Annotated in this window: 19 protein-coding genes and 1 pseudogene; 15 read left to right on the top strand and 5 right to left on the bottom strand. The window is 58.1% G+C overall.

The genetic code is table 11. The annotated features are described in order from the left end of the window. Positions 1 to 19 precede the first annotated feature (19 nt). The 4 genes from IPM39_18860 to IPM39_18845 form a co-directional block, all read right to left on the bottom strand. On the bottom strand, positions 20 to 1,039 hold the full coding sequence (locus tag IPM39_18860) for a phosphatidylserine/phosphatidylglycerophosphate/cardiolipin synthase family protein (GenBank protein MBK8988099.1): 1,020 nt from the start codon (positions 1,037 to 1,039) through the stop codon (positions 20 to 22). A 29-nt stretch (positions 1,040 to 1,068) separates the two neighbouring features. Then, positions 1,069 to 1,770, bottom strand: coding sequence for a TVP38/TMEM64 family protein (locus IPM39_18855; GenBank protein ID MBK8988098.1), 702 nt, complete (start codon positions 1,768 to 1,770; stop codon positions 1,069 to 1,071). Between the two features lie 188 nt (positions 1,771 to 1,958). After that, positions 1,959 to 2,675, bottom strand: coding sequence for a TVP38/TMEM64 family protein (locus tag IPM39_18850; GenBank protein MBK8988097.1), 717 nt, complete (start codon positions 2,673 to 2,675; stop codon positions 1,959 to 1,961). Between the two features lie 255 nt (positions 2,676 to 2,930). Beyond that, a complete protein-coding gene (locus IPM39_18845; GenBank protein ID MBK8988096.1) occupies positions 2,931 to 4,268 on the bottom strand; it encodes an MFS transporter in 1,338 nt (445 codons plus the stop codon). Between the two features lie 108 nt (positions 4,269 to 4,376). Here IPM39_18845 and IPM39_18840 point away from each other — a divergent pair, with 108 nt between their 5' ends. The 11 genes and pseudogenes from IPM39_18840 to IPM39_18790 all read left to right on the top strand — a co-directional run bounded on the left by IPM39_18840 (position 4,377) and on the right by IPM39_18790 (position 16,185). Continuing rightward, positions 4,377 to 5,282, top strand: a complete 906-nt coding sequence (locus IPM39_18840) for a hypothetical protein (GenBank protein MBK8988095.1) — start codon at positions 4,377 to 4,379, stop codon at positions 5,280 to 5,282. 256 nt (positions 5,283 to 5,538) lie between these two features. After that, positions 5,539 to 6,375 carry a hypothetical protein gene (locus IPM39_18835; GenBank protein MBK8988094.1) on the top strand — a complete coding sequence of 279 codons (837 nt, stop codon included), beginning with the start codon at positions 5,539 to 5,541 and terminating at the stop codon, positions 6,373 to 6,375. A gap of 110 nt (positions 6,376 to 6,485) precedes the next feature. Further along, positions 6,486 to 7,542: pseudogene (locus IPM39_18830) on the top strand (UDP-glucose--hexose-1-phosphate uridylyltransferase). 163 nt (positions 7,543 to 7,705) lie between these two features. After that, the gene (locus tag IPM39_18825; GenBank protein ID MBK8988093.1) at positions 7,706 to 8,047 is read left to right on the top strand and encodes a hypothetical protein; all 342 of its coding nucleotides are present in this window, start codon (positions 7,706 to 7,708) and stop codon (positions 8,045 to 8,047) included. A gap of 84 nt (positions 8,048 to 8,131) precedes the next feature. Next, positions 8,132 to 9,679: an acyl-CoA carboxylase subunit beta gene (locus IPM39_18820; protein ID MBK8988092.1), complete on the top strand. Its 1,548-nt coding sequence runs from the start codon at positions 8,132 to 8,134 to the stop codon at positions 9,677 to 9,679. Positions 9,680 to 9,752: 73 nt separating this feature from the next. Continuing rightward, positions 9,753 to 11,285, top strand: coding sequence for an acetyl-CoA carboxylase biotin carboxylase subunit (gene accC / locus IPM39_18815; protein MBK8988091.1), 1,533 nt, complete (start codon positions 9,753 to 9,755; stop codon positions 11,283 to 11,285). A 75-nt stretch (positions 11,286 to 11,360) separates the two neighbouring features. Continuing rightward, positions 11,361 to 11,870 (top strand): acetyl-CoA carboxylase biotin carboxyl carrier protein subunit, encoded by a 510-nt coding sequence (locus IPM39_18810; GenBank protein ID MBK8988090.1) that lies wholly within the window; start codon positions 11,361 to 11,363, stop codon positions 11,868 to 11,870. Between the two features lie 8 nt (positions 11,871 to 11,878). Further along, on the top strand, positions 11,879 to 12,490 hold the full coding sequence (gene cyaB, locus IPM39_18805; protein MBK8988089.1) for a class IV adenylate cyclase: 612 nt from the start codon (positions 11,879 to 11,881) through the stop codon (positions 12,488 to 12,490). Positions 12,491 to 12,507: 17 nt separating this feature from the next. Further along, complete coding sequence (locus IPM39_18800; protein MBK8988088.1) at positions 12,508 to 13,530, top strand: hypothetical protein; 1,023 nt, start codon at positions 12,508 to 12,510, stop codon at positions 13,528 to 13,530. Positions 13,531 to 13,616: 86 nt separating this feature from the next. Then, positions 13,617 to 14,798 carry an amidohydrolase gene (locus IPM39_18795; protein MBK8988087.1) on the top strand — a complete coding sequence of 394 codons (1,182 nt, stop codon included), beginning with the start codon at positions 13,617 to 13,619 and terminating at the stop codon, positions 14,796 to 14,798. 304 nt (positions 14,799 to 15,102) lie between these two features. After that, complete coding sequence (locus IPM39_18790; GenBank protein ID MBK8988086.1) at positions 15,103 to 16,185, top strand: hypothetical protein; 1,083 nt, start codon at positions 15,103 to 15,105, stop codon at positions 16,183 to 16,185. Between the two features lie 134 nt (positions 16,186 to 16,319). Here the strand turns inward: IPM39_18790 and IPM39_18785 are convergent, their stop codons facing one another. After that, positions 16,320 to 16,919, bottom strand: a complete 600-nt coding sequence (locus IPM39_18785) for a LysM peptidoglycan-binding domain-containing protein (protein MBK8988085.1) — start codon at positions 16,917 to 16,919, stop codon at positions 16,320 to 16,322. Between the two features lie 127 nt (positions 16,920 to 17,046). On the opposite strand from IPM39_18785, the gene IPM39_18780 reads away from it, so the two are divergent. The 4 genes from IPM39_18780 to IPM39_18765 all read left to right on the top strand — a co-directional run bounded on the left by IPM39_18780 (position 17,047) and on the right by IPM39_18765 (position 23,500). After that, the gene (locus IPM39_18780) at positions 17,047 to 17,814 is read left to right on the top strand and encodes a hypothetical protein (GenBank protein ID MBK8988084.1); all 768 of its coding nucleotides are present in this window, start codon (positions 17,047 to 17,049) and stop codon (positions 17,812 to 17,814) included. A gap of 109 nt (positions 17,815 to 17,923) precedes the next feature. Then, the gene (locus tag IPM39_18775) at positions 17,924 to 18,511 is read left to right on the top strand and encodes a hypothetical protein (protein MBK8988083.1); all 588 of its coding nucleotides are present in this window, start codon (positions 17,924 to 17,926) and stop codon (positions 18,509 to 18,511) included. A gap of 220 nt (positions 18,512 to 18,731) precedes the next feature. Then, complete coding sequence (locus tag IPM39_18770) at positions 18,732 to 21,635, top strand: CHAT domain-containing protein (protein MBK8988082.1); 2,904 nt, start codon at positions 18,732 to 18,734, stop codon at positions 21,633 to 21,635. A 233-nt stretch (positions 21,636 to 21,868) separates the two neighbouring features. Further along, complete coding sequence (locus IPM39_18765; protein MBK8988081.1) at positions 21,869 to 23,500, top strand: S8/S53 family peptidase; 1,632 nt, start codon at positions 21,869 to 21,871, stop codon at positions 23,498 to 23,500. Positions 23,501 to 23,542 lie beyond the last annotated feature (42 nt).

Here is a 23,542-nt window from a genome sequence, read left to right as displayed (position 1 = left end):
GTAAGTAACTCTCTCTTCATTAGACAAAAATGGGCCGGGCTTCCGGGTTTGCCTCTGGCCTGTAACAATGCCGGGCATCGGCGAGGAGTTCGGCGGTAAGTTGATGGGCCAGATTGGAGGTTTTGAGGCGCAGGCAGCACTCAAAATTGGTGCGCAGCGCCCAGCGGTCTACGTTGGCGGAACCGATGAGTATGTCGCCCTGGTCGTTCCACGCTTCTTTGGCGTGCATGAAACGGCCGGTATACCGGTAAATGCGCACGCCGGACTGCGCCAACTGGCGGCACAGATGGCGATTCGCCAGGTCAATGAGCGGCACGCGGGTGTGGTGGGAAAAGAGAACGGTGACGCGCACCCCATTTTCGGCCTGGGAGCGCAGCGCGTTCATGATTTCGGCATCGGGCAGAAAGTACCAACTGCGCAGGGTAACGGCCGTTTTCGCCGACAGAATCAGGTCTAGCAGAGCGCGCCGGATGTCTTGCCGGTGGCCGGGCACGGTGAGCAGCAGCGGTATACCGGCGATGGTTAATTCGGTGGGACATTGGGGGGCACGGCCGTTGCCGCTAAACGTGCGTAAACTGTCATACAAGCGCACAAAGCCGTCGCCCAACGGGCCATCCAGACGTAGATTGGTATCCCGCCAGCCCAGGTAATGGTCGCCGATGTTGGAGCCGCCGATGAAGGCGGTACGGCCGTCTATGGCGCAAAATTTGCAATGCAGCCGGTTAAACTGGCCGATGCGCCCGCCTCGCGGCCGGAACAAATCCACCTGGACGCCGGACGCTTTGAGGTGGGCCAGCAGGTGGCGATTGCGATGGCCATGCTGCCAGTTGTCCAGATAAAGCCCTGCTTCATCTACCATCAGGTGAACGGCCACGCCGCTGGCGGCCTTCTGGGCCAGAATGTGGCCGACGCTGCGGGCAATTTGTCCATCGTCGAAGGCGTAGTAGGCCATGTGGATGTGCCGTTGGGCGGTCAGTAACGCGGTATGTAAATCTGCATAAAACGTCTGAACGTCGTTGAATAATTTGGTCTGAGTCATGACAACCTCCCCATAGTCCCGCAAAAGGTTCAGCTTTTCCGGGCAAATACAAGCCGCCAAAGGGTGAACATGCTCATGCTGGAGACAGCAATGCCGACCCAGACAACCGGTGAAAATTGAAAGCCACAAGCGCCAACGGCCGTCACCACAATCACACCGGGCAAGCGGCCAAACAGGTTGGCGACGAAGAAGCGCCGAGGGGAAAGGGCGCTGAGTCCGGGGACGTAATTCATCACGTCGGCGGGGAAGATGGGCAGCATGAAGGCGAACAGGAAGAAGAGCAGCCCTTTTTGAGCGGAAATGGCGTACCATTTGTTCAGCGAACTTACCGGGGCCAGCTTTTCCACTAACGGCCGTCCGGCCGTCCGCGCCAGCCAAAAAGCAACCTGGCTGCCCAACACCGTCGCCGCCAGATTGATCCAGAATCCGGGGACAAAGCCAAAGACATACCCGCCGCCAATCATCAGGGCGTGGCCGGGGATGGTGGCCACAATCACCTGCAACACCAGGACGAGGCCCAACAGCAGCGGGGCCAATGCGCCGAATTGGTCCAGGTAAGCGATTACCGCTTGCCGGTTGCTGACGATGCGCAGAACATCACTGATAGGTTGGCGGAGCCAGAACAACAGACCCGCCCCGATGGCGGCGCTGGATAGTTTGAGGATGAGGGGGAAACGGCCGTTTACTTTTTCATCGCTGGCGCTGTTCAGGTTAGACAAATGGGCAAGCATCAAATTCTCTCCTGTCGTTGTGGGGCAGTGACTGAAACGAAAGTTCTGCTTAGAAGCCCCTGGTAATTGGATGGTATATGCCAAAACTTGTGCTGGTGTGGTGTTTTTGTGCGAATTCGTGCGCCTGGGTACGATCTCGTTTCTCTGCTTGCACAGCCTGTGTGGGAAATCGAACCCGCGTCTGCCGATCAACCCGTTATTTCCTGACTTTTTTGGCCGAAAAAGATGCGCCAGGCGCTTAACATCACGATCCCGGCGATGGCGATGCCGATCCAGACGCTGGTCGAGAGTTGAAAGCCGTAAGCGCCAACGGCCGTCATCAACACCACACCGGGCAGGCGACCCAGCAAATTAGCGACAAAAAAGCGGCGCGCCGAAAGGGAGCTTAGTCCGGCGATGTAGTTCATCACGTCGGCGGGGAAGATGGGAATCATGAAGGCGAACAGGAAGAAAAGCAGCCCTTTTCGGGACGAGACGTCGTACCATTTATTCAGCATGTCTACCGGGGCCAGCTTTTCCACTAACGGCCGTCCCGCCCATCGTGCCAACAGAAACGCGAACTGGCTGCCCAACACCGTCGCCGCCAGATTGATCCAGAACGCGGTGGCAAAGCCGAGTACGTACCCGCCGCCAACCATCAGGGCGTGGCCGGGGATGGCGGCCACAATCACTTGCAGCGCCAGAATGAGACCCAGCAGCAGCGGGGCCAACAGGCCGAACTGAGACAGGTAGACGGCGACAGCCTGCCGGTCGCTGACGATGGCCAACATATCGCCGATGGGTTGGCGGAACCAGAACAACAGACCCGCCCCGATGGCGACGCTGCCTAGTTTGAGGATGAGGGGGAAACGGCCGTTTCCCCTTTCAGACATCACGTTATTGACGGCAGGCAGTTGAATGAACACCAGATTCTCTCCTCCCGGCAGGGGGCAACGACCCCGCTGGCGGTATTTATGTTGATTCATGGGTTGGTTAGTTAGTTGGTTGGTTGGTTGGTTGGATTATTGATGCTGTTAGTATGCCAGGGAGGGCGAAATAAATCTGGTTACGAAACGCCGGTTTCTTGAGGCAAATCTACTAAATTTGGTAGATCAGGCAGAGGCGGGAAAATACAAAGGGACAAAGATACTGCTTTGTCCCTTTGTTTCTTTGTAATAAATTCAAACCCGGATGGGCGCTTCATTGCCGGCATCCAGGATGGCCTGACGCACATCGGTGAAGAACAGAATGATCGCGCCGATGACAAAGAAGGCGGTCAGGGGCAGCAGGGCGGCGCGCGCGCTGCCGGTAAGCTGCACCGCCAGAAAAAAGATGAGCGGCCCCACCCATGACGTGCCCCGTTCGCTGATCTCGTACAGCCCAAAATAGGCGGATTCCTGCCCGGTTGGCGCCATCTTGGCAAACAGCGAACGACTGAGCGCCTGCGAACTGCCCAGGACCAACGCCTCGGCCGCGGCCCAGCCCCACACCTGTTCCGGCGTCGTCAGCCAGCCGTAGGCGTACAGGAGAACGCCGGTCCAGCCGAACAGGGTGATGATCACTGTCCACTTGGCGCCGATACGGCCGGCCACTTTGTTGAAGAACAGCGCGCCCAAGGCAGCCATAAATTGAATCATCAGGATGATACCCACCAACTGCTCTGGCCCCATCCCCAATTCCGAGGCGGCGAAGATAGCGGCGACGGTGTTGACGGTCATGATGCCGTCGTTGTAGATGAGATAGGCGATGAGGAATTGCAGGGTGCGCGGGTGATGGCAGAACATGTCGCGCAGGGTTTGGGCAAACTGGCGGATGCTGTGGGTAAGGAAGTTGGCGCCTGGTGGCAGGGCAACGGCCGTTTGCCTTTCCACCAATCGCCGTTTGGGGTACAACCAGGTAAATCCCAGCCACCATACCCCGGCGCTGGCGAGGGAGAGACGAACGGCGACGGCCGTGTCGGCCAACAGTTGAAATAGCGCCAGATTCAACGCCAGCAGCAGCCCGCCACCCACATACCCATAAGCAAAACCGAGCGAACTAATCCGGTCTTGGGCTTCCGGAGGGGCAATGTCCGGCAGGTAGGCATTGTAAAAGACGACCGCCGCGCCAAAGGAAAAATTCGCCAGAATAAACAGCAGTCCACCGGCCACCACGCCGTCACCGCTGCTTACCAGCCCCAGCAAAATCGTCGCCGTCGCCCCAATGGTGGCAAACAAAATCAGCAGGCGCTTTTTGAGGTTGGTCAGATCGGCCAATGCGCCTAACAGCGGCAAAAACAGCACTTGTAAAATCACAGAAACTGTCACGCAAAGGGGGTAAAACGCTTCCGGTTCAATGAGATAGGCGCGCAGAGGCAGCGTACCGCCCGGTCTGGAAGCAATGAGCGCTGCCAGATAAGGCCCTAAAAAGGCCGTCACCACCGTCGTCGAAAAAGCGGAATTGGCCCAATCATACATGGCCCAGCCGGTAATTTCTCGTTTATGGTTCATGGGGTGGCTCCCTTTGGTTTGGCAAACCATTCACGCGGCGGCAAAGTTGTTTTACAATGATACGGTTCGTAGTGACAGCATAACTGATTTTTGCCTGATATGGAAGATGGATAACGGCCGTAATCAAAAGGGGGAGATATGGATCGCAAACAATTTGGTAAGCTGGTAATGGCGCTGCGCAAAGAGCAGTTCGACGAAAGCGGCGATCGCTTTACGCAAGCCAGACTGGCAGAAGCGATTCAGGCGCAGGATTCGCAAACACCACTTAGCGAAATCGTCATCGGCAAAATCGAACGTGGCGAACGCACTATTTTGGACGATCAGACTTTGCTAAATCTGGCTGATGGATTGAAGCTGACGATAGGTGAACGGCGCACTTTCTTTTTGTTGGCGACCGGGCTTGATCATCCCCAAATATACCCCGACAAACAAGTATCCAGCGAGATTCTTGCGTCAACCCTGGAAATGCTTGCGGACATTCGTTTGCCGGCGCTGCTGCTAGACCGGTATCTGGACGTGGTGGCAGTGAATGAGCTATTGCTCCAGCTTTACCAGGTATCGCAGATTGACCTGTCGTCGCGCCTGGGCAAGCCAGGCGGCGACAATTTGCTGGATTTCATCTTTTCCAAGGGGTTTGCCGGTGTGCGGGCGCATATGTCGCCGCCGGTATGGCATCGTTTTGCCGTGGGCAACGTCATCTACTTCCGCCGCATGACGCTGCCTTATCGCATGACCGATTATTTCACCGGGTTATTTACCCATCTGCGCCAGAATCGGGACTTCCGCTGGTTTTGGGAGCAGGTGTATTATGAGGAGATGCTCTATTTTCACGGTGGGGAATTGTTTCAGATGGGGTCGTCGCTGATGGGGCGCTTTCGTTTTCTCACTGCGCCGTTGGTAACATTCACCCCCTTTGGCAACCTGGAAATTCTGACGCACATACCACGCGATGAGGCAACGGCCGTTGCCTTCCACGAAATGGCGTTACATACCCCGGCCAAAGCCCATCAAATCGGTTCCTGGCCGGACAAGGTTTGGTGCTAAGGGTTCGTTTGCAATTAACTTTGGAGTTTCCAGATTGGACCAATCTTGGAGATTGGTCCAATCTCACCAGGTTAAAAACATATGAACCCTAAGCGCAGCCGGCGCAACAACATAACCGGCCAGCACGTATAGCACGCGGAAATCGTTGTTTATCATCTACAGGAGACTTCATGAGTGGATGACCCACCACGAATGAAGATTGAGAGTTGTCAAATCTTAAAGACTTGATAACTCTGTTTTGACAGGAGTGAAGTCAATGTCTCGAATTAGCAGCAGTTGGGAACTCGTCAAAGCCAGTTGGGGCGTATTGTTGGCCGACAAAGAACTGGCGATCTTTCCGATCATCTCATTTTTCGCCTCCATGATCGTGGTGGCGACCTTTTTCCTGCCCATGTTGTTCGCCGGCGTTTTCGACGCCATCTTTGCCGGTGGCGCCCAGGTCCTCGGGTTTGTCGTCGGCTTCGCCTTTTACATCTTCCTCTACTTCGTCACCTTCTTCTTTAACTCGGCCCTGGTGGGCGCGGCCATGATTCGCCTGGAAGGCGGCGACCCGACCGTGGGCGATGGCCTGCGCATCGCCTTCCAGCACATCGGCGCTATCTTTGGCTATGCTGTCATTGCCGCTACGGTGGGCATGATCTTAAAAGCCATCTCCGAACGCGCCGGTTTCATCGGGCAAATCGTCATCGGCGTCATCGGCTTTGTCTGGAACGTGGCTACCTTCCTGGTGGTTCCGGTGCTGGTCATGGAAAAGGTGGGTCCGGTTGATGGCGTGAAACGCAGCGCGGAACTGCTGAAAAAGACCTGGGGCGAGCAAATTGTCGGTAATTTCAGCATTGGGCTGATTTTTGGTCTGCTGATTTTTGGCGTTATTCTGGCGAGTGTGGCGCTGGTTGTGGCAACGGCCGTTGCCGGGTTAACCTGGCTGGCTGTAGGGCTGGCGTTGGCCGGGCTGCTGGCGCTCATCATCTTGGGCTTGATCAGTTCGTCGTTGAACGGTATCTTTACAGCGGCCGTTTACCAATACGCCACCACCGGCGAAAGTAAATACTTCGAGCCGGAAATGATAAAAAACACGTTCAAGCTGAAGTAGGCTTGTTTTTGCGATGTTCTGTATACAGTGTTCAGTGTTCAGTAAACAGTGTTCAGTACGGAGGCTTTTGGCAGGCGACCACTGAACACTGAACACCTGGGAAAAGCACCATGTTCAACCCCACCGAACACCCCCACAGACGTTATAACCCATTGACCGGTGAGTATGTGCTGGTTTCGCCGCACCGTATGAAACGGCCGTGGCAAGGCCAGGTGGAAAAAACGCCGCCAGAGCAGCGGCCGTCTTACGACCCCACCTGCTACCTCTGCCCCGGTAACGAACGGGCCGGCGGCCTGCGCAACCCGGTTTACGAAAACACCTTTGTCTTCGACAATGATTTCGCCGCGCTGCTGCCGGACACACCGCTGGCAGCAGCGGCCGTTCACCCCCTGCTGCACACCCAAAGCGTGCGCGGCGTCTGCCGGGTGATGTGCTTCTCGCCGCGCCACGACCTGACGCTGCCACAAATGCCCCAGCCCGATGTGCGCCGCGTGATAAATGTGTGGGCCGACCAGACGGCCGAATTAGGCCAGACCTACCGCTGGGTGCAGGTGTTTGAAAACAAAGGGGCCATCATGGGCTGCTCCAACCCGCACCCGCACGGCCAGATCTGGGCCTTGTCTGAGCTGCCCAACGAACCCCGTAAAGAAGATGAACAGCAGCGGGTGTATTGGCAGGCAAACGGCCGTCCCCTGCTGCTCGATTATGCCGAACTGGAACTGGCGCAGGTCGAACGGCTGGTCCTGAGCAACGACCATTGGCTGGCCGTTGTGCCCTTTTGGGCCATCTGGCCGTTTGAACTGCTGCTGCTGCCGCGCCGCCACGTCCTGCGCCTGCCTGATCTGCACGACGCCGAACGGGACGCCCTGGCCGACCTCCTCAAAGGGGTGTTGACGAAATACGACAACCTCTTCGAAACCAGCTTCCCCTATTCCCTCGGTTGGCACGGCGCGCCCTTCGCGCCAGACGCGGCTGCGGCAGAAAACGAATCGGTACACTGGCAGCTTCACGCCCACATCTACCCTCCCTTACTACGCTCGGCCACCGTCAAAAAAATTCATGGTCGGCTTTGAAATGCTCGGCGAAGCGCAGCGCGACCTGACGGCCGAACAAGCCGCCGCCCGCCTACGCAGCCTCTCCACCACCCACTACAAAAGTGTAGCGTAAAGAAAACTGTGCAACATCCCCGCTCTATCTCTCCCCTCTATCTCTACCCTCTATTGCCTTTGTCCGTTACAATCTAGCCAGGATGTACCCAGCCCAATCTAGCAGACGCCCACGATCCGTAACTTTAACGCTCTGGGGGGTTTTTCTCTTAGGCGTGTGGAATTTGGCGCGCGCTCTGGCTTTGGGGCAGCAGCGTGATCTATTACAGGAATTTGCCGCCAAACCGGACCCCACCCTTCGTCTGGTCATCGCCCTGGTTTGGGGTGCGTTTTTTCTGGGGTTGGTGGAGGCGCTGCGGCGGAAACGGCCGTTCACCCGCCGCCTCATCCCCCTCACGATCATGCTCTACACGCTCTACGAAATCGGCCTGATTCTTTTTTTCACCACCGCTGCCAGGCAGACGCTGGCGCTGGACATCCTGACGGCCGTTGGTCTTGTGGCATTTACCGGTTGGGCGCTCAATAGAACGGCCGTTGCGCCCTACTTTCACAACAACGCGCCCTAGCCAAAAGCAGCAAAAACAACCTTCGTCCCTTTTGTCCCTTTGTTCCTTTGTATAAAATTCTCCGAGGAGGGCTAAAAAATCAGCATGACAGACCCCAAAATCGAAAAACTCAACGAACTTCGCGCCCAATCCCAGCTTGGCGGCGGTGAAAAACGCATCGCCCAGCACAAAGCCAAAGGCAAACTAACCGCCCGCGAACGCATTGAACTCCTGCTAGATCGTGGATCATTCCACGAAGTAGACGCCTTCGCCATCCACCGTGAACGCAACTTCAGCATGGACAAGCAGCAGTACCTCGGCGACAGTGTCGTGACGGGTTGGGGGACCATAGACGGCCGTCTTGTCTACGTCTTCAGCCAGGATTTCACTGTCTTCGGCGGCAGCCTCAGCGGCGTCCATGCCGAAAAAGTATGCAAAATCATGGACATGGCTATGAAAAACGGCGCGCCGGTCATCGGCATCAACGACTCCGGTGGGGCGCGCATCCAGGAAGGCGTCGTTAGTCTCGGCGGCTACGCCGACATCTTCCTGCGCAACACCCTGGCCTCCGGCGTCGTGCCCCAGATCAGCGCCATCATGGGACCCTGCGCTGGCGGCGCTGTCTACTCCCCCGCCCTCACCGACTTCATCTTCATGGTCAAAAACACCAGCCACATGTTCATCACCGGCCCCGACGTGGTAAAAACCGTCACCGGCGAAGACGTAACCTTTGAAGAACTGGGCGGCGCCATGACCCACAACAGCAAGAGCGGCGTCTCCCACATGGCCTGCGACTCCGAAGCCGACGCTCTCTACCTCATCCGTGAACTCATGAGCTTCCTGCCTTCCAACAACATGGAAGACGCCCCCTTCAAAGCCAACGGCGACGACCCGCTGCGCACCGAAGAGAGCCTCAACACCCTGGTCCCCGACAACCCCAACAAACCCTACAACATCAAAGACGCCATCAAGCTCATCGTAGACAACGGCGACTTTTACGAAATCCACGAACACTATGCCCAAAACATCGTCGTCGGTTTCGCCCGACTGGGCGGCTACAGCGTGGGCATCGTCGCCAACCAACCGATGGTATTGGCTGGCGTGTTAGACATAGACAGCAGCGAAAAAGCGGCCCGCTTTGTCCGTTTTTGCGACGCCTTCAACATTCCGCTGATTGTCTTTGAAGACGTGCCCGGCTTCTTGCCCGGCGTGGCCCAGGAATATGGTGGCATCATCCGCCATGGGGCCAAGCTGCTCTATGCCTTTTGCGAAGCCACAGTGCCCAAAATCACCGTCGTCACCCGCAAAGCCTACGGCGGCGCCTACTGCGTCATGAACAGCAAACACATCCGCGCCGACCTCAACCTGGCCTGGCCCACGGCCGAAATCGCCGTGATGGGGCCAGACGGAGCGGTCAACATCATTTTCCGCCGCGAATTGGCCGAAGCCGACGACCCCGTCGCCCGCAAAGCGGAACTGGTGCAAGATTACCGTGAGCATTTCGCCAATCCCTATATCGCCGCCCAACGCGGCTACATAGACGACATCATCTTGCCCAGCGAAACCCGCCCGCGCCTGATCAACGCCCTCCACATGCTGCAAAACAAACGGGACAACAACCCGCCAAAGAAACACGGCAACATTCCATTGTAGATTTTTGATTTCGGATTTCGGATTGACAGAGCGGCAAACCATCATCAATCCGAAATCCCACATCCGAAATAACATGAAACGAGACGACGGATTACTCACGAAAAAATTCGATAAATTGTTAATTGTCAACCGCGGCGAGATTGCCGTGCGTGTTTTGCGCGCCTGCCACGAGCTGGGCATCAAAACCGTGGCCGTCTACTCCGACGCCGACCGCAACGCCCCCCACGTGCGTTTTGCCGATGAGGCGTACCACATCGGTCCGCCGCCGGCGCGCGAGAGTTACCTGCGGGTGGATAAGCTGCTGGATGTCGCCAAACGCTCTGGCGCGCAGGCGGTGCATCCTGGCTACGGCTTCCTGGCCGAGCGCGCCGAGTTTGCCCAGGCTTGTGTGGATGCGGGCCTGGTATTTGTCGGCCCGTCCGCCCGCGCCATCAAGATAATGGGCGACAAGCAAGAAGCCCGCGAAACGGTCAAGGCAGCTGGTGTGCCCATCGTGCCCGGCACAGAGCCGGGCCTGAACGATGAAGACATGCAGGCCGCGGCCGATAAAATGGGCTATCCGGTGCTGGTGAAGGCTGTCGCCGGTGGCGGTGGTAAGGGGATGCGCCCCGTGCATCAGGCGGCCGATTTGCCGGACGCCATTGCCGCGGCCCGCCGCGAAGCGTTGGCCGCCTTTGGCGATGACGTGGTCTACCTGGAAAAAATGATCACCGACGCGCGCCACATCGAAATCCAGTTGTTGGCCGACGCCCACGGCAATACCATTTTCCTGGGTGAGCGTGAATGCTCTTTGCAGCGGCGGCACCAAAAGCTCATCGAGGAAGCGCCGTCGTTTGTGGTGGATGAAGATTTGCGCCAACGCATGGGCGCGGTGGCCGTGGCGGCCGCCAAAGCAGTCAACTACGTCAACGCCGGGACGATTGAGTTTTTGCTAGACAAAGACAAGAATTTCTATTTCCTGGAGATGAACACCCGTTTGCAGGTGGAGCATCCGGTGACGGAACTGGTGACGGGCATTGACATTGCTCAGGAACAACTGCGCATCGCGCGCGGCCGTCGTTTGCGCTTCGAGCAAAAGGACGTTCAGATTCGCGGCTGGGCGATTGAATGCCGCATCAACGCCGAGGACCCATACAACAATTATCTGCCGTCCACCGGGGTTATTTCCACCATGCGCCTGCCTACCGGGCCGGGCGTGCGCGTGGACACTGGCGTTTTTCGTGGCTATGAGATTACGCCTTATTACGATTCGATGATTAGCAAGCTGATTTGTTACGGCGAGACGCGGGGCGAGGCGGTGCTGCGGATGCGGCGGGCGTTGGAGGAGTACAACATCACCGGCGTCAAAACCAACATCCCTTTCCATCAGCATATGATGGAGAGCCATCGTTTCCTGACGGGCAATTTCAACACCAAGTTTGTGGAAGATAAGTTTAGCATGTCGGACCGGGCGGCGGATCAGGAGATGGAAGCGGCCGTTTTAGCCACGCTGGTAGCCCATCATCAGAGTATGCAGGCCAGCCAAAAGATCGTCTCGGTTGGCGGTGGCGAGCAAATACGCAGCGCCTGGAAATGGCACAACCGGTGGGAGAGGCTACGGAGATAGGACGATTGGGGATTGACGATTGGGGATTGGTCCTGAGGCTGCCGAAGGATTGGCGATTGACGACGGGGTATGGCTATGAAATATTACACAAAAGTCAACGAGAAAGAATACATTATTGAGATTGGGCAAGATGACGAAATCGTGGTGAATGACAAGCAGTATGCCATTGATTTTCGGCGGTTGGCGCAGGGGGGCACAGTCTCTTTGCTGCTAAATAACCGCTCGCTGGAAGCGGTGGTGGATGAACGGGACGACCATTGGGAAGTGCTGACCGAGGGGGAATTGTACAACGTATCTGTGCAGGATGAACGGGCGTATCGTCTGGCCCAGGCGCGAGGCACGGGATTGGACATGGGCCACGAGGCGGTGGTGAAAGCGCCGATGCCGGGACTGATTATTCGTGTGCTGGTGGCGGAAGGTGACACGGTAGAGCGCAACGAGAAGGTGGTGATTTTGGAGTCTATGAAGATGGAAAACGAGCTGCGCGCGCCGCGAGAAGGGCTGGTGACGGCCGTTCACGTTTCCGCCGGTTCTAGCGTAGAAAAAGACCAGGTCCTCATTGTTATTGGCGACCTTGAGGCATAACAAACTCTATGAATCACGCCAACCAGCTAGAAGTGGAGGTGAAGTTTTTGTTGGCCGACCGGGCCGCTTTTCGCGCCCGGCTGCTGGCCGCCGGCGCTGCCCTTACCCGGGCACGCGTCTTTGAACGCAACACGCGCTTCGATACCCCCGACCAGCGGCTTTTGCAGGGCGAAGAATTATTGCGGCTAAGGCAGGATACGGCCGTGCGCCTGACCTACAAAGGCTTAGCCGCCGCCGACCTCCTCAGCGAAGCCAAAATCCGCGAAGAGCTGGAAATTGAGGTCAGCGATTTTGACACAGCGGCTTTAATCTTCACCCGGCTCGGTTTTGCCCCGGTGCAGGTCTATGAAAAGTACCGCGAAACCTTCACCTGGCATGAGGTGGAAATTGTGCTGGACGAACTGCCTTACGGCGATTTTGTCGAATTGGAAGGGACAGAGGCGGGGATAAAAACGGCCGTATCCACCCTCAACCTGCCCTGGGACAAACGCATCACCAACAATTACCTCGGCCTCATGGCCGCGCTCAAAACCCGCCATGACCTGGAGTTCGACGACCTGACCTTCGCCAATTTCCAACATGTCCAGGCCCATATCGCCAGCCTGCTGCCGGCCGTCTGAACTGAAAAGGAATGCTTATGCTAACCGAACGACCCGATCTGAGTGACGTTTCGCCAGAAATCCAGGCTTATATCGAAGCTCTGGAAACAGAACTCCTGCACCAGCAAAATGACAACACAGGCAAGCAAAAGGAAGAGAAGCCCCCGGAACCCAACGAACCGCCCACGCCCTACAATGTCATCACCATCAGCAAGAGAGGCATGGGCAAACGAACGCCGCGCCACTATTACGGCCGTCAGCGCCGCAGCGGCATGGGGGTTTTTGATCTGGAAACGGCCGACGACGACCCACCCATCATCCTGACCATCGCCCACGAAGAGGAAGCCATCCTGCTCTTCACCGATTTTGGCCGCGCTTTCCGCCTGAACGTCAACAGTCTGGCCGAAGCGCCGGTGCGGGCGCGCGGCCAAAACATGATGACCCTCTTCCAATTCCGGCCGCACGAACACATTGTCGCCGCTCTGCCGGCCGAAGGCGGCCAATATATCGCCCTGGCCAGCCAGCGCGGCTGGGTGCGCCGCGTGCCCGCCGCGCGCCTCGGCCACAGCCTGATCCCCGGCATGAGTTTCCACGACGTGCAGCAGGGCGGCTATCTGGCTGCGGCCTGCTGGACGGAAGGCGACGGCGATTTGCTGTTGGTGACGCAGCAGGGGCAGGGCATCCGTTTTGCCGAGAACCATGTGCATAAAACGGGCAGCCTGGGGATGCGCATAGATTTGGGGGATGCGGTGGCGGCGATAACGGCCGTCACCGAAGAAAGCAGCGTTTTCCTCCTCGGCCACGACGGCAAAGGGAGCATCCGCCAGATGTCCGGTTTCCGCGCCAACAAAGCGCCCGGCGCCGGCGGCAAAGTGGTCCTCAAAACCGACAAGCTCGTCGGCGCGCTTACCGTGCTGCCAGAAGACGACTTGTTCATCATCTCCCAACTGGGCAAAATTATCCGCTTTACCGCCGCCGAAGTACCGCCCAAAGAAGGCGTCGTCCAGGGAGTCAACTGCATTTCCTTACGCAATGACGAAGTGACGGCCGTGACAATTTGAGCAGTCGTGAGCCGTAAAACCGTAAACCGTAAACGGATTACGGCTTACGGAATACGGAATACGGAACACGCCGCCGAAGGAGCCTTATGTTAACCAAAGCCCAAACCATCGCCGATGAACTCATTCGCCTACGGCGCGACATCCATCAACACCCTGAGTTAAGTTTCCAGGAATTTCGCACCGCCGCTCTGGTGGCCGACACCCTTCAGGAAATCGGCATCGCGCCGCAAACCGGTATCGGGCGCACCGGCGTCGTCGCCCAGATTGGCAGCGGCGATGGCCCCACCATCGCCATCCGCGCCGACATGGACGCGCTGCCGATCATCGAACACAATGCCGTCCCTTACGCCTCGCAAAACAACGGCGTAATGCACGCCTGCGGCCACGACGCCCACACCGCCATTTTGCTGGGGGTGGCCCACCTGCTGCAACAAAGCTGCCGCGACGAACCGTGGCACGGCCGTGTGCGCCTGCTCTTCCAACCGGCCGAAGAAGCGTTTGGCGAGGAAGGCATTAGCGGCGCGACAGCCATGATCAACGATGGCGCGCTAGACGGCGTAGACGCCGTCATCGCCTTGCACGTCGCCTCAGACCGGCCGTCGGGCGCGTTTTATTTTCAGGATGGGTATAGTCTGGCGGCGGTGGACCAGTTTGAGGCGTGGATACGCGGTGATGGTGGGCATGGCGCTTACCCCCATAACGGCAGCGACCCGCTGTTTATGCTGGGTCCGATTTTGAATACCTTATACGCCATTCCTTCGCGCCAGATTGACCCCCTGCGCGCTTGCGTGGTCAGTTTGGGGCAGGTGTGTGGCGGCACAACCACCAATGTCATCCCCAATTCTGTTCATTTGCTGGGCACAATCCGTTCGCACGAGGAAACGGTGCGGAAGCAGCTATGGGCCGGCGTGGAACGGGCTTTGAAATTGAGCGAGACGTTGGGCGGGCATTACGAGTTGACCATCTTACCGGGTTACCCGGCCATGTACAACGATGCGCGGGTGAATGGTTGGCTGCGTCAGGTGACAAAAGAGTTGATGGGGGAAACGGCCGTTATCAACGCCGAGTTTGGCATGGGCGCCGAAGATTTTGCCTACATGACCCAAAAAACGCCCGGCGCTATGTTCATGTTGGGCGCGGCCACACCGGATGGCACAAAACGCCACCACCATACCGACATTTTTGACATAGATGAAGACGTTTTGGCTTATGGCACGGCCGTATTGGCCGAAACCGCCCGCCGTTTTGTTACCAAAGTTTTGTTGTAACAGTTAAACAGGTATCGCCAGAGTACCGCCAACCCAGCCCATACTGTCTACCAATATCGGCAAAAGCGTCTGTTTTTGCCTCAAAATTAACATAAAGAACTGTTGTTCTATGGAAATATCTTTAGGTTATCCTTTATAATGCCTATGTCTACTTCGCATAGGAGGAAAATGGTAGATCGTTTCATAACCGGTGTCAGACACTAATACCATCGGCCTTATGCAGACAATTTTGCGACAAGCCAATAGGCGTCCAATCTACCATCCTTTCCAGCAAACCCAGATTATTAAGGAGGCATAGATCAACATGAACAGTTCAGCACTCAAGCAAAGGTTAGCGCCCATGCTGCGTTTCAGAACAATGGCTATTTTGCTGGTTGTGATGGCCGTCGTGCTTGTTATCCCTGGCGTGGCCATGTCCAGCACAATCCCAACGATCTCCATCACCAGCGTCGTCGCCGATCAGACCGTCACCATTCAGACGCAAAATTACCCGGCCAACCAGAATTTTGTGGTAACCATGGGGCCGATGGGGTCACGAGGGATAGATGGCTATTACGTGGCGACCATTAACTCGGGCAATGGCGGCTCGTTCCCGGCCACATTTACCATTCCTGATCAGTTGAAAGGCTCGCACCAGATCGCTATTCGCCTGCAAAGCGCGCAAGGCTTCTTTAGCTTCAACTGGTTCTACAACAATACCGCCGGAACCGGTGGTCTGCCGCCCGGCACGCCAGGTTACACCGGTATCCCCACTTTTGCCATCAGCGCCGTTAACGTAGACCAGAACGTGACCATTACGACCAACAATTTCCCCGCCGGTCAGCAGTTCACCGTAACAATGGGGGCCATCGGCACGCGCGGTATTGGCGGTATTGTGGTGGGTCAGTTAGATTCGGGCGCAGGGGGCACATTGACGGCCACCTTCCCCATTCCGGCGCAGCTCGTTGGCTCTTATCAGATTGCCATTCGGGCGCAAACAGCCCACACGGTCCCGTTGAATCCGTTTTTCGCTTATAACTGGTTCTACAATAACACCACTGGCGCGGGTGGGCAGCCGCCTGTGCCACCGCCGCCGTCGAATTACACCGGCATCCCAACCTTCAAGGTGTGCGAGGTTGCTCGAAACGGCACGGTGACGATTGTGACCAACAATTTCCCGGCCGGGCAAGATTTCAACGTAACGATGGGGCCGATGTATACGGCCGGCGTCAATGGCTTGGCAGCGGGGTCGTTTAACTCCGGCGATGGCAGCAGCCAACGCCTGACGTTCCAGATTCCGGCGCAGTTGTATGATTCAAATCGGATTTCTATCCGGGCGCAAACGGCCCATGCGCACCCATTCTTTGCGTACAATTGGTTCTTTAACAACACGGCCGTTGTGTGCTAGATAATTAGACAAGTAGACACACAAAAAGGCGTCTGGCGGTTTCGTCAGACGCCTTTTTTGTTATACACGCAAAGGTCATCATCTGACAGTTTTGTCACCTTGTTAGATGCCACCTTGTCACCTTGTCAAGTAATTTAAGGAGCGGGGTTGGGAATGATGAGAACCTGCCCGGCCTGAATGTAGTTGGGGTTGGATAGGCCGTTGGCGGCCAGCAGCGCGGCGGCCGATACGTTATACTGTTGGGCTATTTTGGTCAGGTTTTCGCCGGGTTGGACGATGTGCGTGCGGGGTTCGGGCACGGCCGTTGGCGCTGGCGCTTCGGCTGGCGCTTCGGCTGGCCCTTCGGCTGGCGCTTCGGCAGCAGGTTCAGCCGAAGCCGATTCGCTCTCCGGGTTGGTTGTCAGGGTAGGCAAGAACACATCACCGGCGGCGGCATCGGACGGCACGGCCGTTTCCAGCCCATCAGCCGCCTCGGCCGCGCCGCCCACGCCCACTTCCGCGGACAAAGGCTGGTTCTCTCCCATGACGGCCGGGATGATATGGCCGAAAATTAACGGCCGTGACCAAGCCACACCCACAACCACACCAATCAATACCAGAATCAACAAGCCAAACTTAACCAGTTCGCCGCGCCCTTCACGCGCCGGTTGCGCTTGAGCGGTGGGCTGGTTGGGGGCATCAGGGTTATCGGCAGCGGCCGTTTCCGTCGTCTGATCATTCGCTTCATTCGTCATCACATTTCCTCCTTATCTGGTTCGTCCTTCACTTGAGCTAGACATAATTGTAACGGCAATGGCCGCTTTTTGCCTAATCAAGACTTAAACGCGACGAGTCTGGCACGCCGACCGGGTCTGCCGTACAATGGAGAAAAGCCTTGCCGCCAACATCACAGCCACAACAGACGCCGTTTACGGCCGTTCGCCCATCGAGAAAACCATCTTGACTCAAGTTACCCCACAGACTCTCCCCCTCGCTTACCTTCGCCACCACTGCGCGCAAGAAAGCGGCCGCTTCTTCAATCGGCAGGCGTATGATCCCCGTTTCTGTTACGAATTGTTCCGGCGGGCCATTTTGCAGCGCGACCAAGAAGCATGGGACGCTGTTTATCACCAATACGAACGGCTCGTTACCCATTGGGTAGAACGCCACGCCGCGTTCTTAAGCAGCGGCGAAGAGAGCCAGTTCTTCATGAATCGCGCCTTTGAAAAAATGTGGCTGGGCATTACACCGGATAAATTCGCCACCTTTGCCGACCTGCCTTCCATTCTGCGCTACCTGCAAATGTGCGTCCACAGCGTGATGATTGATTTCACCCGGCAGCGCGAACAAAAGCTGCGGCTGGAAGCCATCGAAGAGATGAGCCAGACGCCGCACACAAGGGGAACGGCCGTCGAAGACCACATCGCCGCCGCTTCTACCGGGCAAGAACTGTGGCGCTGGCTGCAAACACAGTGTAAAGACCAAAAGGAAGAGCGTGTTCTGGTTGGTCTATTCGTCCTGGCCCTGAAACCACGCGAATTGTATGACCTGCATCCCGACACCTTCAGCGACATCAAGGAGATTTACCGCGTCAAAGAAAATCTAGTCGCCCGCCTGCGGCGCAGCGAAGAGCTAAAAACCTTCTTTTGACAAATCTGCCTGGGGAAATGCGTGAAAAAGCCGCAAAAAATCGTTTATTCCTCTTAGACGTGACAACATCAGCGAACGGGTCACGCCAACAAATGTTTTGAGGAGTGGCATGATGGACCACGTTGAACAACAATTAAGCGCCCGACTCTACCGCCGGACCTGTCCAGCGGCCACCGACCTGGGGCAGTATCATTTGCAAATGCTGACCGACGAGCAGCAGACGGCCGTTGCCCACCACCTGCGTATCTGCCCCCACTGCCAACAAGAACTGGCCCAATTACAAACCTTCCTGCGCGAATTAGCGCCAGAACTGCATTACAGCCTGCGGGAAAAGATGCAAATCTGGATCGCCCAACGCCTGCCCGCCGCCCGCCCCGACGCGCCCGGCTTTGCCCCGGCGCTGGCCCTGCGTGGCGACGCCGCCGAGCCGCTGATGTACGAAGCCGGTGACTACCAGCTCAATCTGGAAATTCAAGATGACCCAGCCAAACCGGGCCACAAAGCCATTTTAGGTCTGGTCATGGGCATGGGCGACGAGGCGTTTCAGGCGCAGTTATGGCTAGATGGACACTGCCGGCAAACTACGGCCGTAGACAACCTGGGCAACTTCATTTTCGCCGCCATATCCCCCGGCCAATACGACCTCATCCTCAACCGCCTCACCGCCGAAATCCACGTCCAATCCGTCACTGTCTGACAAACCAACGCATCCCTGTAAAACACACCACAGCCCTGGCGTGCAAAGTACGCTATAAAATAGATCACATCGTCTAAGTCTGGCGCACCCACCACCCAACTTCCCACCCATCTCCGCGGCCAATCTGTTTATTATTCCCATCTGTTGGTATCAGTTTGTGTGAAGGTCAAATTTACCGCTTAACCAACCCGATTTATAGATTCACCTGCGGCAGCGTCACATGCTATTACCCGTCATACCAGAACAAACGATTCATAGACCACCGCTCAAGCCGCCAACCTTTGTAGACAAACTTCTGCTGCTGCCGGAGACAGCCCAGCGCGGCCGCTTGGCGACCCACCTACACCGTTATCCGCCGGCGGCGCAAGATGAAATTGCCCGGCTGCTCAAACAACAGGCCGACCGTTACATGCGCACCGATTTACAGTGCTGCCTGCACGTGGCTGGTCTAATCAAATGGATGGCGGAGTTGACCGGCAATCCACTTTTCCACGCCCTGGGGCTGCGCGCAGAGGGCAACGCCTACGCCATCGGTGGCAGCGATTACCGCCGGGGCATTGCCTGCTACGACGAAGCAGCGGCCATTTACGGCCGTCACCAACACAAACTCGAACAAGCCTGGTCGCAAAACGGCAAAATCTACGCCCTCGCCAACCTGGGCCATTACACCGAAGCGCTGTCCATCGGCGAATGGGCCGGCCAGGTTTTCCGCGAAGCCCAGGAATGGCTGCCCCTGGCCGAACTGACGGTAAATTTGGCGATCATTCACGGCCGTTTAGGGCAAGATACCGCCGCCCTGACCCTGCTAGACCAGGCCCGCAGCCTCTACCAGGCATCCGGCGACCAGGCCCAAGACCGCCTATTGGTCGTGGAAATGAACCGGGCCATCATCTTGCGCAACCTGGGCCGCTTCACCGAATCCATCACCGTCAACCAAAGCCTGCTGCAAACCTACACCCAACGCGGCGCAGCCGTAGACACCGCCCGCGCCCAACAAAACCTGGCCCTCACCTACTTCGTCCTGGGCCGCTACAACGAAGCCCTGACCCTGTTAGACGCCGCCGGTGAAGGCTTCCGACAAGACGGCCGTTCCCGCCACGCCATGTTGGTTGAACTCTTCACCAGCGACTGCCTGCTCCAACTGCGCCGCTTCGGCGAAGCGCTGGAAAAATGCCGCCGCGCCCGCCAGTTGTTCGACCAACTCGGCGCGCCTTACGAAATTGGCCGCTGCCTGCTGCACGAAGCCCACGCCTTCACCGGCCTGGGGCAGCACGCCGAAGCCCTGGCCTCGCTGCTGGAGGCTCGCGCCCTCTTTGAACAAGAAGGCAATCGCAGCGCCCTGGCCGACGCCGATTTGCACATCGCCGCGCTGCTGCTGAGCCAACAGCAGGCTGAAGACGCGCTGACCCTGGCCCGGTTGGCCGAAGCCGTTTACCGGGAACACAACCAACCGCTGGGCCAGGCCCGCGCCTGGCTGCTGGCCGCCCAGTCTGCGCTGGCCCTGAATAAACTGGAGAAAGCAGAAGAGATGGTGACGGCCGTTCTGTCCATCGCCACCGCCCACAACCTGCCCACCCTCACCTACCAGGGCTACCATCTGCAAGGCGCTTTGGCCGCCCGGCAAGGCGACCGCCCGGCCGCTTTGTCCGCCTGGCAGCAAGGCATTGCCGCGCTGGAACAACTGGTCGGCCGCCTGATGCTGGAATACCGCGCCGACTTTGCCCAGGACAAAATGCGCCTATACGAAGACGTGGTGGACCTATATCTGGCCGACGAACAGCCGGAAGCCGCCCTGAACATCGCCGAACGGGCCAAATCGCGCGCCCTGCGCGACCTGCTGGCTAACCGCCTGGACCTGCGCATCGAAGCCCGCAGCCCAGCCGACCAACCCCTGGTTGAACAGATTCTCGCCCTGCGCGCCGAACGCGATAATCTTTACCGCCGCTGGCAAACCGGCGAACAACCGGGACAGCGCGAAGATTACACCGCCCAATTGTCCGCCCAACAAACCATCGGCCAGCGCGTCGCCGACGTGGAAAAAGAGATCACCGCCGTCTGGCACAAACTGCTGGTGCGCAACGCGGCTTATGCCCAGGAAGCCACCCTCTGGCAGGTCCACACCGAACCCATCCAACCCTATCTCGATGACGCCACAATCCTGCTAGAATTTTTCAGTTTGCACGACCAGATCGTCGTATTTCTGGTCACACGCCAGGAAGTCCGGGCGGCCCGGCTGCCTGTTAGCCTGGCCCAGGTGCAGCAGCTCCTCCAACTGCTCTGGCTGAATTTGCGCGCCGTGCCCCACAGCCATCCGGCGCGGCAGACAGCCCTGGCCGACAATGCGCGGGGCATTTTGCACAAACTATACCAACAATTGTTCGCGCCGGTGCGCCCCTTGCTCCAGGGGTATCAGCGGCTCATCGTCGTGCCGCACGGGCCGCTCCATTATTTGCCTTGCCACGCCTTGTTTGATGGGCAGGCATACCTGCTGGCGCAGTTTGAGATGAGCTACCTCCCCTCGGCCAGTATGCTGCGTTACTGCCAGACGGCCGTGCGCGCCGACGGTGGTTTATTGGCTCTGGGCTATTCGGGTGACGGCCGTTTGCCCCATGCCCCCCACGAAGCCCAAAGCATCGCCCAGATGTGGGGCGGAACCACCCTGCTGGAACAAGAAGCCACCCTGGAAAATCTGCGCCAACACACCGCCAGCTATCGCCTGATTCACCTGGCGACTCATGGCGAATTTCGCCCCGACAATCCCCTCTTTTCCGGCCTGGCCCTGGCCGATGGCTGGCTGACAACCCTAGACATCTTCAACCTGCGCCTGCAAGCCTCCCTGGTGACGCTGAGCGCCTGCCAAACCGGGCGCAGCCTGGTAGGCGGCGGTGATGAACTGTTGGGGTTAATGCGCGCCTTCCTGTCGGCCGGCGCGGCTTCGCTGCTGGCTACATTTTGGCCGGTTGAAGACATGTCCACCGCCGCCTTGATGGGCAATTTTTACCGGGCGCTAACCACCGGAGCGAGTAAGGGCAGCGCCTTGCGCCAGGCGCAGCTGCACATCATAGACCAACATCCTTACTTTTGGGCGCCCTTTTTTCTGGTGGGTGATACGGGGCCATTGTAACGGCCGTGCCGCAATAAGCGCAATTTTCTCGTCTATTTATAGTAGGGCGAGCCTCCGTGTTCACCTAGAAGTAGGCAGATAAACGGGTTTGCCCCCGCCAACGGCGATTGATCGAAGGAGGCTTCACCGGCTGCGGCTGACCACCATGAATAAAAACCCTGGGAGCGCAGGCGTCTCGCCTGCCAGAGCGGACGGGACGTCCGCGCTCCCGTTTACGAAGGAGGAAACTATCCATGCAAAATCGTTCGACACAAGGTTTAGTATTCGTACTCATTTTGGTGCTGGCCATCCTGGTCTGGTTGGATGCGCCAGGCTGGCTGCTCCTGATATTGTTCTTGCTCCTGCTGGGACTGGTCGGCGGGCTGATGGGCGAGGAACGGCCGTCACCTCCCACTGAGCCACCGGAACCGTCCCGACAAGAGTATCCACCCGAAGAATTTTACGTCCAGGACCAGGTCATCGTCAGTGGGCCGGCAGCGCAGGTAGCCGCCGCTGTGCAAGCCGCCGAGGCCATCATTCGCCCCGAACCACTGCGCCGCATCACCTTTGGCGCGCTGGACGCCGACACGCGCATCTGCCTGAACGACTGCGCCGACGGCGATTTTGCCGATTTTGTCATCAACCTCTACCAGCTCAGCGGCAGCGAGGCCGCCGTGGCCGCGGCCATCGCCGCCATCAATCGGGCCGTAGGCCGGGGCAGCGCCGTGCGCGCCGAACCCAACTGGCTTTCCGGTCATCCCTGGGATCCAACCGGCAGCCCGTGGGACCCCACCGGCAGCCCCTGGGACCCAACGGGCAGCTCCGGCGCGGACAGCCAGAGCGCGCCGCCGGAATTGTTCCTGAAGCAGTGGGCTTTGCAGCAGATCGAACTATCGGGCGCGCGGCCGCCGGGCAGTGGACGCGGCGTGCGCATTGGCGTGTTTGATACGTCGCCTTATGATGACCGGCTAGTGATGGCCGGCAGCCACCGCGCCCTGGATTGGGTCACAGAGCCGGCGCCGCTCAGCATCCAGCTTGCCAATTACCCTGTACCGGCCATAGACAACGCCCAAAAAGACCTGAGCAACCATGGCGTTTTTGCCGCCGGTCTGGCCCACGCCGTCGCCCCGGCGGCCGACATTCACCTGATTCGCGTCTTGAACCGCAACAACAAGGGGGACCTATTCAGCCTAAACCAGGCATTGTTCGACTTTGTGAAGGCCAATGCGCCCGGCCAACGGCCGTCGGACATCATTGGCGCCGTCATCAACCTCAGCCTGGGCATCCGCGTGCCGCCGGATGAGGCAGGCTTTAACCTGCCGGTGGGGGTGCAGTCGCTGCGCGACATTTTGCGGGCGGCGCAGTGCGCCAAAATCGTCGTCGTGGCTGCCGCCGGCAACGATTCGGCCAACCTGCCCCAGCCAGAACCGGCCAACTTGCCGGCCAACTGGTCGCCGATCATCGGCGTGGCTGGCAGTAATTACGAACAGGGTCGGGGCTGTTTTTCTAACCGCGGCGACCTGGCCGCGCCGGGCGGCGACGGCCGTCCTGACCCCACCAATCCCACCCATTTCATCCCCGCCAACGATGTCTGCGGCGGGCAAGATTGCCCAACGGCCGTCATTGGTCCGGTCATCAAAACCGACAGCAACACCGGCTTTGCCTACTGGAGCGGCACTTCGTTTGCCACGCCGCTGGTCTCTGGGTTGGCGGCTCTGGTCATCGAGCGGGGCGGGGGGCAGTTGTCGCCCCCGGAAGTGCGCCAGATCATTGAATGTGGGCTAACGGCCGTGACCGACCCTCACCTGGGCAAAGGCATCATCAACGTGCGCCAAACCCTGGACCAATGTGCGCCCTACCAGGTAAAAGCGGGCAGTTCAGACTGAATGGCTAGAAGACCTGCCAGGTTTCAGAAACCTGGCAGGTTT

The organism is Candidatus Leptovillus gracilis (assembly GCA_016716065.1).
Classification (GTDB): domain Bacteria; phylum Chloroflexota; class Anaerolineae; order Promineifilales; family Promineifilaceae; genus Leptovillus; species Leptovillus gracilis.
This window is presented reverse-complemented; position numbering and strand designations above follow the sequence as displayed.